12 protein-coding genes are annotated in these 11,866 nt (G+C 66.8%); 8 read left to right on the forward strand and 4 right to left on the reverse strand.

The annotated features are described in order from the left end of the window. The first annotated feature begins 158 nt into the window (after window positions 1-158). From C3B78_RS15640 to C3B78_RS15670, 7 genes are read left to right on the forward strand one after another with little or no spacing between them, the layout of a single operon-like run. Entirely contained in the window at window positions 159-878 is a 720-nt protein-coding gene (locus tag C3B78_RS15640) for a hypothetical protein (RefSeq protein WP_104998870.1), read from the forward strand. A gap of 37 nt (window positions 879-915) precedes the next feature. Beyond that, window positions 916-1,677 (forward strand): hypothetical protein, encoded by a 762-nt coding sequence (locus C3B78_RS15645; protein WP_104998871.1) that lies wholly within the window; start codon window positions 916-918, stop codon window positions 1,675-1,677. 35 nt (window positions 1,678-1,712) lie between these two features. Beyond that, window positions 1,713-3,038, forward strand: coding sequence for a hypothetical protein (locus C3B78_RS15650; protein ID WP_199775268.1), 1,326 nt, complete (start codon window positions 1,713-1,715; stop codon window positions 3,036-3,038). A gap of 2 nt (window positions 3,039-3,040) precedes the next feature. After that, window positions 3,041-4,606, forward strand: coding sequence for a hypothetical protein (locus C3B78_RS15655; protein WP_104998872.1), 1,566 nt, complete (start codon window positions 3,041-3,043; stop codon window positions 4,604-4,606). 9 nt (window positions 4,607-4,615) lie between these two features. Further along, the gene (locus C3B78_RS15660) at window positions 4,616-5,683 is read left to right on the forward strand and encodes a hypothetical protein (RefSeq protein WP_104998873.1); all 1,068 of its coding nucleotides are present in this window, start codon (window positions 4,616-4,618) and stop codon (window positions 5,681-5,683) included. Further along, on the forward strand, window positions 5,683-6,477 hold the full coding sequence (locus C3B78_RS15665; protein ID WP_104998874.1) for an amidohydrolase family protein: 795 nt from the start codon (window positions 5,683-5,685) through the stop codon (window positions 6,475-6,477). Before C3B78_RS15660 ends, C3B78_RS15665 begins: the two co-directional genes overlap by 1 nt. Beyond that, window positions 6,468-7,076 (forward strand): hypothetical protein, encoded by a 609-nt coding sequence (locus tag C3B78_RS15670; RefSeq protein WP_158677273.1) that lies wholly within the window; start codon window positions 6,468-6,470, stop codon window positions 7,074-7,076. The genes C3B78_RS15665 and C3B78_RS15670 overlap by 10 nt, the downstream gene beginning before the upstream one ends. On the opposite strand, the gene C3B78_RS15675 is transcribed toward C3B78_RS15670, so the two are convergent. From C3B78_RS15675 to C3B78_RS15690, 4 genes are all read right to left on the reverse strand, one after another. Next, a complete protein-coding gene (locus tag C3B78_RS15675; protein WP_158677274.1) occupies window positions 7,034-8,428 on the reverse strand; it encodes a sigma-54-dependent transcriptional regulator in 1,395 nt (464 codons plus the stop codon). The genes C3B78_RS15670 and C3B78_RS15675 overlap by 43 nt on opposite strands. Before the next feature lie 560 nt (window positions 8,429-8,988). Next, window positions 8,989-9,846 carry an alpha/beta fold hydrolase gene (locus C3B78_RS15680; protein WP_104998877.1) on the reverse strand — a complete coding sequence of 286 codons (858 nt, stop codon included), beginning with the start codon at window positions 9,844-9,846 and terminating at the stop codon, window positions 8,989-8,991. Further along, complete coding sequence (locus C3B78_RS15685; RefSeq protein WP_104998878.1) at window positions 9,846-10,745, reverse strand: diacylglycerol/lipid kinase family protein; 900 nt, start codon at window positions 10,743-10,745, stop codon at window positions 9,846-9,848. Before C3B78_RS15685 ends, C3B78_RS15680 begins: the two co-directional genes overlap by 1 nt. A 272-nt stretch (window positions 10,746-11,017) precedes the next feature. Next, entirely contained in the window at window positions 11,018-11,293 is a 276-nt protein-coding gene (locus tag C3B78_RS15690) for a hypothetical protein (RefSeq protein ID WP_104998879.1), read from the reverse strand. A gap of 342 nt (window positions 11,294-11,635) precedes the next feature. Here C3B78_RS15690 and C3B78_RS19745 point away from each other — a divergent pair, with 342 nt between their 5' ends. Continuing rightward, entirely contained in the window at window positions 11,636-11,788 is a 153-nt protein-coding gene (locus C3B78_RS19745) for a hypothetical protein (RefSeq protein ID WP_158677275.1), read from the forward strand. Window positions 11,789-11,866 lie beyond the last annotated feature (78 nt).

The raw sequence follows: 11,866 nt of genomic DNA on the forward strand, positions 1-11,866 counted from the left end.
TTCGGCTCCGCGCTGCCGCGAATGAACCACCTGCCAGCGAACCGGCCCTCCCCGAAGCACCCATCCGCGTTGGCACGAATTGTGCAGTAGGAGGGGTATGCGGTGTTCCGCGAGGGTGTCCCCCAAGGCACCCGCAAGACTCCGGGAAGGAAATACTCATGCACGACATCGACAGGGCCCTGTTCGAAGGCCAGGACGAAGGCACCTGGGGCGAGGTGATGGATGAAGAATCCGGCCTCTCCTATGAAGGCGAACAATCCCCGTTCCAGGCGGAAGAGTCCAATGAGGACAGCGCCGGCGAATTCTGGGGCGAGACCGACAGCCAGGAGATGGATGAACTGTCCCTGGCCGCTGAACTGCTGGCCGTCAGCGACGAAGGCGAGCTGGACCAGTTCCTTGGCAGCCTGGCCAGGCGGGCCGTTTCAGCAGCACGCGACTTCGCCGGATCCGACGCCGGACGGGCCGTGGGCAACATCCTGAAGTCCGCGGCGCGGAAAGCACTTCCGCAGCTGGGCCAGGCCGTGGGCAACTACATTGTCCCCGGCGCCGGCGGACAGGCCGGACGCCAGGTGGGCAAGTGGCTTGGCAGCAGGTTCGAGACAGGGCTCCAGCTTGAAGGCCTCTCGCCGGAAGACCGCGACCTCGAGACCGCCCGGGCGTTTGTCCGCTTTGCCACCTCCACGGCCCAGCGCGCCGCGGCCATGCCCAAGAGCGTCCCTGGCCCCCTTGCAGCGCAAAAGGCCGCAACCGCCGCGGCCCGCCAGCACCTTCCGGGGCTGCTGAAGCGCCCCGGCCAGGCCGGCTCCCCTGCGAAACCTGCGAACAGCGGCCGCTGGGTCCGCCGGGGCAACAACATCGTGATCATCGGCGCCCGATAACCCCACCCACAGAACAACCGACCCAAAGGATATTGACATGAGCACCAACTACTACGCAGGCGAGACTGAATCGGCTTTCCCCTGGGCGCAGGAGGAAGAGGACGAAGGCAGCTTCAGCGGTTACGAAGGCGAACAGGACAACGAGGAAAACCTGGAGTCCGAGCTGGCCATGGAGCTGCTCAGCATCACTTCGGAGGAGGAACTGGACCAGTTCCTCGGAAAGCTCGCCCGGAGCGTGGTGCGGAACGCCTCCAAGTTCATCAAATCACCCATCGGCAAGGCCCTGGGCGGTGCCCTGAAATCGGTGGCCAAGAAGGCGCTGCCCATCGTGGGAGGCGCAATCGGCTCCTTCGTTGCTCCCGGCGTCGGCACTGCCATTGGAAGCAAGCTCGGCTCCCTGGCCGGCGGGCTGCTCGAGGCCGAGGAGGCGGAGTCGATGGACGAAGCCGAGGCCGAGGAGGAGGCGGCCCGCCGCTACGTCCGGTTTGCCCGGGCCTCCTACCGCAACGCCGCACGGACCCCGGTGTCCGTGCCGCCGGCCGCGGCTGCCCGCGCCGCTGCCACCAGTGCGGCCCGGCGGTACGCCCCGTCCCTGCTGCGTTCCCGCCGCGCTGCCCGCCGCGGTTACCGCGGGGGAACCCGGATCTACGGCGACCAGTACGCCGGTGCAGTGTGGGGCGCCCCCGACGAAGGCTGGGACAGCCAGCCAGACGGCGGCTCGAACGGCAACTCCAACGGCGGCGCCGACGAAGGCCGGTGGATCCGGCGTGACGGACGCGTCATCCTGCTCGGCGTGTGACGGCCCAGGCGACGAGCAGAAGGGAGGCGAGCCGGATGGACACAAAGACCCTTGGCACCAGCCTGATCGAGAGCGAAGCAACCGGCCTGCTGACCCGCCTTGACCAGGTTAAGCCGTTCGTCATGCACGAAACGATGGTCCTCGCCGCCGCCCTGCCCCGGGACGCCCAGCTGCTGATCGAACGGTTCCTCCACTCCGGACGCAACGACCTCCGCCGGCAGCTGGCATCCTTTCTGGACTGGCTGCACGATGAGGGCCGGTTCGCCACGGCCGCCGAGCAGCAGCACCGGTTCGTCCTCATCCGCCTGCAGTTCAACGTGGTCCTGGCCCAGTTCGATCTCTTCACCGAAGTGGTGACCCAGCGCAGCGAACACTCCACCGGCGTGTGGCTTTCGGGCCTGGACATCCTCGCGCAGGATGCGCTGCGGGTTGAAACGTCCGACGACGGCGACGCCAGGCTGGTGGTCTACCTCGCCAGGGGTGCGGGTGCTGCGATCCGCCGGGCCAAAACCCGGCTCCCCGGGGGCAAGCCAAATCCCGTGGGGATCATCAGGCTTCCCCGGGAGCGGATGATCGGCAGCGGGATCGCCTCGTCACTGGTCCATGAAGTGGGGCACCAAGGTGCCGCGCAGCTGGAACTGGTCCCCTCCCTGCGCGCCGAAATCGAGCGGCGCACCACCGGGAACCCGGGCGGGGTGTGGGAGGCATTCTCCCAGTGGGTCAGCGAGGTGGTGGCAGACCTGTGGTCCGTGGCCACGGTGGGCATCACATCCACAATCGGGCTGCTGGCCGTGGTCAGCCTCCCGCGCTATTTCGTTTTCCGCCCCAGCGGCACCGACCCGCACCCGATGCCGTACCTGCGGGTGCTGATCTCCGCCGCCATGGGAAACGCCCTCTACCCGCACCCCCAGTGGCTGGAACTCACCCGGGTCTGGAAGGCGATGTATCCGCTTGCCGGCCTTCCGGCCGAACACGCTGCCTGGATCCGAAACTGCGAAGCCCGGATCGGGGACTTCGTTGAGCTTCTGCTGGCCCACCCCGTGCCGCTGGCGGACGGCCGCGACCTCGGTTCCATCTTCCCCCTCGGCGAGCGCCAGCCCGAACAATTGCTCCGCCTCCACCAGGCGTGGGGCGGCGACTTCGGCGTCATGGCCCGCCAGCGGCCGGCCCTGGTCTTTGCCGTCCTGGGCCAGGCCAAGGCAGCCGGACGCATCACGGCAGAGGAGGAAAGCTCCCGGCTGTCCTCGCTGCTGACCGCCTGGGCGGTCCGGGGCAGCCTGGACGTCCTGGGCTCCCCCGCGCCTGTCAGGGGACACGCAACGCCCAACTTCACCACAACAGCACCAACAACAAGGAGATAGCCATGGATTTCACCCGACGGCCATCCGCTCCGGTCTATGCCGGACAGGAAGTGGCCTTCCGTTTCGAGCTCGAGGGCTGGGAAAAGCCGGGCGACTACGACTTCCAGATCATAGACGAACGGGGCCGGACTGTCCCGATGGGAGGGAGCAAGGGCGGCGTTGTCACCAAGCTCATGGGACCCGGCAAGGACTTCGAACCAACGGTCATGCTTTCTGATTCGGGCGAATACAGGGTGCGCGTCCGCTCCCATGTCCTCCGCGGCAAGCCGGCACGCTGGTCCGTTCTGGACACGATAAACGTCGAACCGCCGGAGTCGGCTCCCGTGCTCAAGGTCGCACTCCAAACGGACGCGGCGCCCAACAGCGGCCACAAAGACCTGTGGGGGTTTATAGGGGGCGTCGCCTCGAACCTCAAGTTCGGAAACTTCGCCCGCTTTGCAAAAGCCAAGGGTGCCAGCCTGGGGACCAAGCCGCCGTTCGGGTCCATGACGTACGACATCCTGCATGCGCTGTCCAAAGAGTTTGTTACCGAGGGTGCCCTGGGCAACATGTACCCGTCGTCGGGCAAGAAATCGGCCTGGGGTCCAGGAAAGCTTAGCGGCACGGCGATCCCTTTGTCGTACGTCACCGACCAAAGGAACGTGCCGTACAAGCCCTTCCCGACAGGCATCCCGCGCGGCCAGTACCCATTGGAGCTGGTGCCGTTCGTGGAGCTGATCTACGTGTACTGGCTGGAGGAAGCCATGCTGTTCCAGTCATTGAACCGCATCATTGCGCGCTTCCAGAACCGCCGTGCACCCGGGGGAAGGGATCCGCTCTCGCGGCTCGCCGTCAACCCGCTCATGCCGCTGCGGGGACTCTTGTGGGGCCTCGCCGAGGCCGAGGACGAACGCCTCTCGCTGCGGCGCCGGGCCGCCGAGTATGAGTACCAGTACGGACTGCAGCTGATCGGCCGCGCGGTTCCGCCGGCTGAGCTGCTGGTGGAACGGCGGACGCAATTCCTGGAGGCCTTCCACAGCCTGCTCAACGCCTGCCACCACTATTACAAGGAGCTCAACGACAAGACCGTGGACGCGGACGCGTTTCCGCTGCTCAGCCACCTGCAGGAGCTGCACCTGGTGCTGGCCAAGGGCGCAAACAACCAGTTTGCCGACATGGCCCTCATAGCCCGCATTGAAACCATGGATGTGCAGTGGATGCTGGCCCAGCCGGAAATGCATCAGTTCCTGGGCGGGCCCACCATGGTCCCGTATGAAGAAGAGTGGATGGACCGGGTGGACACCATGAAATCCATGCAGGGGTGGTCCGACGTCAGCGTGACACACTTCTACGATCTGGCTGTCCACGGCGAGCAGCTCCTTTTGTCCGTCCGCCACGGACGCTGGAACGAATCCACCATGAAGAGCGATGACGCGAAGAACTGGGCCATCGCCTGGAAGTCGTCAGTCCAGCGCTACATCCACGCCTACCGGGCCGTCACCGGGGTGGACCTCAGCGAGCGGGTGGATACCACCATGCCGTCCACGCTGCTGCAGCGCCGGCTGGCCCAGAAGCTCGTCCGATACTGAGGGGCGGAGATGTCCGCAGCATTCGGGAAGGCCGACGGCGGGGCGGACTTCACGTCCGCGCTCTTCCTGGGCCAGCACCATCCCAGCGCCGGGTTCCGTCCGTGGGCTGAATTCACCACGGGCGTTCCCGCGGCGCTGCGGGAACTGCCGGACGCGGAAAGGCTTGCGCGTGTAATCGCCGGTCAGCAGCAGGCCGGGTCCGGCCTGGTTGCCCGCTCGGCCCTGCACGGGATGATGGATGTGCTGCAGGCACTTCCCTGCCCCGGGGACCTGCTGCTGGTGGACGGGGGCGCCTACCCTCTGTCCCAGTGGGCCTGCCGGGCAGCGCAGTCCCGGGGCGTACGGGTGGTGACGTTTCCGCACTTCCGGCCGCCCGCCGTCGTGCCTGGAACCAGGACGTGGCTGGTGACCGACGGCTGGTGCCAGGGGTGCGGCCGTCCGGCGCCGCTCGCCGCGCTGCAGGCGCTGGCCGGGAAGACCGGCGGCCAGGTGATCGTGGACGATTCCCTGGGCTTCGGTGTCCTGGGGCGGCGGTCCGTGGAGGGCAGCTTCGGGGACGGAACGGGGACGCTGCGGTGGGCAGGGTTGAAGCACGACGGCGTGGTGTGGCTTGCGTCGCTGGCGAAGGCGTACGGGACCCCCGTCACGGTCATCACCGGGGAGGGCGGGGCCATTAGCAGGCTGTCCCGGCTCGGCGGCAACCGCCTGCACAGCAGCCCGCCGTCGGCAGCAGACCTCGGCGCCGGCCTCAGTGCCCTCCGCGACAGCCGCATGCCCCGCCTGCGTGCCCGCCTGTTCCGGCTCACGCGGTGGCTGCGGCAGGCGTTGAACGATCTGGGACTGGCCCCGTTGGGGCTGCCGTTCCCCATTGTGGGAACCCGCGTGGACTCGCTCCTGCTGGCACGGCGGTGGCGGAACGGCCTCGCGGCCCGGGGCGTGCAGGCCCTGGTGCAGCTGCCCCGCTGCCAGCCCGGCGCGCTGCTGTCCGCGGTGGTACGGGCGGACCACTCGCAGGCGGACCTTGACCGCCTGGTCCGGGGCCTCGCCCAGGTCACCCGGGACCGGCGGGCGGCGTGATGAAGCACCTGGTCATCGACTCGCACGTGCACGTAGGCACGGCCGGCGTACCCCTTGGGCCGGCCGATCCGGAAACGTCCTTTGCCCTGTGGCAGGCCCGGGCCGCCGCCGCCGGGATATTCGGGGCGGTGCTGATGGCGGCGCCGGTGCGGACGTATGCGGCGGCCAACCGCACAGTCGCGGAACTTGCCGGGCGCGATCCCGCCAGGTGGCTCTGGTACGCCTTTGTGAACCCGGCCACGGACCGCGGGAGGGTGGGCGCCGTGGTGGCTGCCGCCGTCGTCCGTCATGCCTGCGGGATCAAGGTGCACTGGTCCGACGCCATGGCCACGGACGAGGTGGCCGACGCCGCGGAGCGCCACGGCATGCCCGTCCTGTTCGATTCCGGCGGGGATGTGCAGCGGGTGGCCTACCTGGCGGCACGCCACCCCGATGTGCCGTGGATTGTGCCGCACCTCTCCTCCTTCGCCGACGACTGGCGTGCCCAGAAGCGGCTGATCGATCTCCTGGTGCGTGCGCCCAACGTTTTCACCGATACATCCGGGGTGCGGTATTTCGACCTGCTGGAGGAAGCCGTTGCGCGGGCCGGCGCCCACAAGGTGCTGTTCGGCAGCGACGGGCCGTATCTCCATCCGGCCCCTGAGCTCGCCAAGATCTTCGCGCTTGGCCTGATGCCCGAAGACCGGGACCTTGTCCTGGGCGGCAACATCCTGCGGCTTACCGGTCCAGCCCGAAAGGCCGCCGGCGCCCGAAACCCCACCACGCACTCCAGGAGGAATGAAGCATGGCTATGACCACGTTGGGCAAGGGACCCGAAACCATCACCGATGCGGGCCTCGCCGAGATCAAGCCGGACAACACTGCGGCCATCCGGAAGGGACTGAACCAGCTGCGCGACTATGTAAAGCAGAGCAAAGCGGCGCGCAGCGGAACCGGTGCACCCCGGCAGGCCTGGATGCAGGGAAGCGAGCCGGAACGGAATTCAATATGGCTGGTCACGTACTCACCCTGGTCGGCGAAATCCGGCCCTCCCACCCATGTTCGCGTGTTCGCCCACCAGGTGGACCGCAGCGAACTGGTGAAGGGAAGTTCCCTGCCCGGCGTTGACCGCCTACTCCTGTCCCGCCGTGAGCTCCCGAAAGTGGAGCTGCCCAAGATGATCCCGTTTCCCCACCCCAAGAAAGCCGACCTGTTCGGCCTCACCGTGGAATCGTATGTGCGGGACGCCTTCGCGCAGGCCTACAAGCGCCCCCGGCAAAAGCCGCAGCGGCTGGGCCGCAAAGGCCCGGACGTCCTGTGGCGCGAGCTCGAAGAACTGTTCCGCGAACTGGCGGAGGAGACGGGCGACAGTTACTGGCGCGAGGTGGCGGACGAGCTGTCGGCGGGTGTCTGACACGCGCCGTCGGGGCCCGTTTTCCTGGCCTGCCGCTGCTGGATGGCCCGGTCAGTGAGGCCCAGCATGGCGGCGGCGGAGTGCACGTTTCCGCCGCTGCGTTCCACTGCCACGTCCACCGCCGCCTCCGCCGCACGTTCCTTGATGTCGCGCAGGCCCAGCCCGCGGTCCACGGCCCAGGCCACCGCTGCCCTGAAAGGATCGCCGCCTGCACGTGCTCCGGCGGCCGGCGCGGAATGCATGGAGACGGGCCGGTCCTCCCGGGGCAGGTCACCCGGAGTGATGGCGCCCGGACCCACGTGGCGTGCGGCAATCCGGAAGGCCAGCTGGCGCAAGTCGCGGAGGTTGCCCGGGTAGGCCCTGCGCAGCAGCACGTCCTGGACCGAGGCGTCCACGTCCGGGTCCGCAGCTAAACCGCTGACCTCCCGGCAGAACCGGGCAAAGAGGGAGAGGATGTCTTCCACCCGTTCCCGCAGCGGCGGCATGGTGACCATCGAGGCGGCGATCCGGTGGTACAGGTCGGCGCGGAAGCTGCCGGCCGCCACTTCATCCTTGAGGTCCCGGTTGGTGGCACAGATGAGCCGGAACTTGCTGTTCAGCCACTTGTCGCCGCCGACGCGTTTATAGGTGCCCTCCTGGACCACGCGGAGCAGTGCGGGCTGCAGGTCAAGCGGCAGCTCCCCCACCTCGTCAAGGAAAAGGGACCCCTGGTCCGCTCCCGAGCACGCTCCGGTCCGGACACTCACGGCGCCTGTGAAGGCTCCGCGCTCGTGACCGAAAAGCTCGCTCCCCATCAGGGTTGGCACAATGGTGGTGCAGTCCACGGTCACCAGGTTGCCGCGCTGGTGGCTGACCGCGTGGGCCACCCGGGCCGCCAGCTCCTTGCCAGTCCCCGTTTCGCCCTGGATCAGGATGGGGCCCTGCCCGAACCGGGCCGCCACCACGAGGTCCCGGAGCGCGGACCGGAAGGCGGGGCTGTTGCCGGTCAGTTTTTCCCGGACCGCAACCGAATCGAGGACCGCTTCAACATCCTGGATCCGCTGCATCCACGCCGATACAGCTGGCACCTGCCCCTGCCACGCAATGCACTCCGCTGCGCCCGCATCCAGCACAGGCCAGGGCTTCAGCTTCCCGTTTGGAGGCCCGATGACCATCACCCGGCTCCGGCCATACTCGGCCGCCCCGAGGGCAGCCCTCAGGTCCTGGGAATCCGATACGGACAAGATGATGCCGGCCGTTGAGCCGCCGGACGGGGCATCGGATTCCGCCAGGGCCACCCCTCCTGCGCTGAGCGCGGCGATCGCCTCCCGGGCCCATAATTGCCGCCCTGTGAGATCGATCAGCCATGGCATAACACTGATCCCCTTCACATGAGGCACCCCAGGAACGAATGCAAAGACGCGAGACATATGATCATCCGTCGCGTTACGGGAGCGTTACAGTCCACGCTGCAGGCCGGGGAACGAGTCAGCTGACGGCGGTATCCATCCCGGGCATGGAAGCGCCCCGATGTTATTGGGGGATACATCGGGGCGCCTGCAAAACAGAATAGGTCCGGGTTTTATTCAAATCAAATGCCAAACCCGTACGGCAAGGCGAAGGATATGGCCCAACCCCCAATAGGATTCCTAGGCCATATCCCCGCCGGTCAATGGGTTCCCGCAGGGACGCGAAAACGCTGTTTTCTGCACAGTGGATCCCATAGCGCCGGCGTACCTGCGCACGGGGGCGAGGCGCCGACTGGCGACGGTCGGAGGGTGACTGGCCCCGGCCCTGCGGACGGCGGGCCTGGCGGCCACAGACAGGGACCTCCGGGAAACACTGAGAGGCCGCTGCATGACCTCTCAGAGAATACCAAGATCAGCACCCCGGCGTTAATGTCACCGCTCCGTCCCAGGCGGATGCCGCGGAACTAGGTGCCGGCGTGGGCGAGGATTTCCGCGGCAGTTGCACCGGGCGCCCCGTGCTGGACGATATGTGGCTTGCCCGGTATTTCCACGAACCGGCCGTCCGGCGCGGTGGCGGCCAATTTTTCGCACCAGGGCCCCGGTGCCACCGGATCGCGCGAGCCGCGGAGGACCAGGACCGGCTGGGACGCGACCGCCACGTTGGCCTCCAGCGCGTAGGACATCATGACCGGAAGTTCGGTGAGGTACCAGCGCAGGCCGGAGCGGACGTAATCCCCGAGGACGATCGCATTTCCCGCCGGGCTTTCCCTCAGCGCGTCCAGGCCCAGGGCCAGGGATTGCTGGCGGACGGTCCGGCGTGCCGGGTCCACCACTGGCCCCAGGAGCACAAGGTGGGAGACGCTGGCGGGGTGCCGGACTGCGAGCTCGGCGGCGAACTGGGCACCCATGGAGTGTCCCACCACCACGGCCGGACCGGCGCCCATCTTTTCCAGCGTTGCGGCGGTGTGATCAGCGTAGTCGGGGATGCTGAGCTGCCGGTCCGGCGTGGGCGTTGACCCGAAACCGGGCAGGTCGATGGCGTGCGTGTCCCCGTGCCGGGCAAGGATGGCCTGGAGCCTGCGGAAGTACCGGTGCGACATCCCGATGCCGTGCAGCAGGACGAAGACCGGTCCGGATGAGCCCGGAGGACCTGCCAGGGTGTGGACGTGTGAGGTCAGGGATCGGGTGGTGACGATCCTCGGAACCAGCGGCCGGCGCATCCAGGGCAGGGACCCGCGGAATGACGGTGGTTCGACGCCGGGCGGCTGGCTGGGTTGGGTGTGCACGGGTTTCCTTTCAACGCGCTCGTTCTGCTGGTTCATTACCCTAAAGTGGCCAGGGCAGCCGGGACGCTTTCAATGGTGATCCGCGTGTTGGCATCAACGGATTTCACTTCTCCGTCCACCTGGTACGGAATGGGTTTGAGCGTGGTGAACCAGTAACTGCTGGCGCTGGGCTGGTGGCCGAGGCCTTTGGTGGCTGCCCGGAGCGCTGTCAGGAGCACCTGCAGTTTGGAGCGGTGGGGGAACATGACTACTTCGAATTTGCCGTCCGAGGGCAGGTTGTCGGCTTCGCTGAGGGTGGCGTATTTGGCCATCCGCGGGATGTTGGCGAACACAAGGCTGTCGAACTTGCGGCGCCCTCCTCCGCTTTGGCGGATTTCGAACGGCTTGAACTTCGAAAAAGTCCTCATCACGGAAAACAGTTCCTTCAAGGCGCCCTTGCTGCCCTTTTCCAGGTCGATCGCCATGACCGGCGTCAGGCCGAAGCCGATGTAGGAATGTGCATACTCGGCAGCAGCGTCCGGCCCGTCGCCCTTCCTGATGCGCAGGAGGTCGATATGGCGGACGGCACCGCCGGTGATGGCAGCCCCCAGGGGCCCGGTGCCGGTGGTGCGGCGGTGATCGTTGGCGTTCCCCGCCGCCATGACCGCGCATACCGCGCGGGGGTTGCCGGCCTGCATCACACCGTTGACAACTTCGTTGTAGCCGCCGTCTCCGCTGACGGAGACGATCAGCACGTCCCGGCCGCCCGAAGCAGCATCGCGGGCCAGCTCAACGGCATGCCCGGCGTGGTCCGTGGGTTGCAGGGTGACATCCGAGGCATAGGGAAGAAGCTCTCCGAGCTCCTCCCGCAGTTGCTCGGCAAGCCGTGGGGCGTCGCCGCTGCTGTTGGGATTAAAGATGATGACGATTGACTCAAAGGCCTGTTCAGTTTTCATAATGGCTTTCGTGGTGTTTACGCATCCTCAGGCCGGCGGTCCCTGCGCTCTAGCGGCCGCATTCTTGGCTCGGGCTCAGGCGTGGGGGCAGCGGCCTCAAACTCAATGCCTTGCGCGGGACATCGGGGGGATCTGAGGGATTTCCAGGCGTCCGCGGCTGGAATCCCGCAGGCTGGACAAATCGTACGTGGACTGATGCAGGGCGCGGCACCGTTGTGGTGCCGCGCCCTGCATCAGGTCAGCTCCCGGCCTTGCGGGCCGGATAAGCGGTGTTAGGAGTGCGTGCCGTGGGCACGGTTACCGGCCTTCGCCAAGCCGCGGGCGATCATCAGGCCAACTGTGAGGAAGGTGATGTACTGCATGGCCTGGCTGGCGTTGAAGACGTCGACGCCGTTCTCGCTGGCATCATCCCCGACAACCGCGGCCGTGATGATGGTGGCCAGGACCGCTGCAACGTAGACGGCGAACTCGAGGGTGCGCGTCGAGATCTTGATGTCATTGGCGTTGCGGACAGCGCTGGAATGGTCATTGTGGGTGTTTACAGACATGTAATGCTCCTGAGGGTTTGGTGAGCGGCCCAGATTGGCCGTGCAAACTCTGATCCCTCTACTCGAAACCATGTCAACAACTTCTCTACACCGTAGACTTTACTTGTAGACCGCTTAATAAGCAAACTTACGTTCATGCCCGCGTTGCCGTTATCCGGGGCTGCAGCCGCTTCGAACGGGCGCTGGTACGTGTTAGGTAGAACTGCCGCGAGATTGGGTAGGCGCCGGTGAAGATTGGGTAGATTCAGCCCCGCGATCCAGCGCGGACTGCGGCGTTACGGTTGACGCAAATTCCTAAGTTCCGCAGCTGTATCCGGGTTCCTGTTCACGACTCTCGTCGTCGTGGCATCGGCGGCTTCGGCCGCTCCCATCGCCTGTCCAGGCGGGCAGACCGTCACCAAGGTCGATGGGGGCTGGCAGTGCATCAATAACGGCAGGAACGGCAGCAATAAGGAGAACCCGAAGAACCCCAACGCGGGTAAGGACAAGTTCTAGGGTTGCGCTCAATCGGGCCGCCTCCAGCGTGGAGGCGGCCCCCTTCATGCACCCGGTCTGCCGGTCATGCCCGGTTCG

Origin of the sequence: Arthrobacter sp. PGP41, from assembly GCF_002953935.1 — a bacterium.
In the GTDB taxonomy this organism is placed as follows: domain Bacteria; phylum Actinomycetota; class Actinomycetes; order Actinomycetales; family Micrococcaceae; genus Arthrobacter.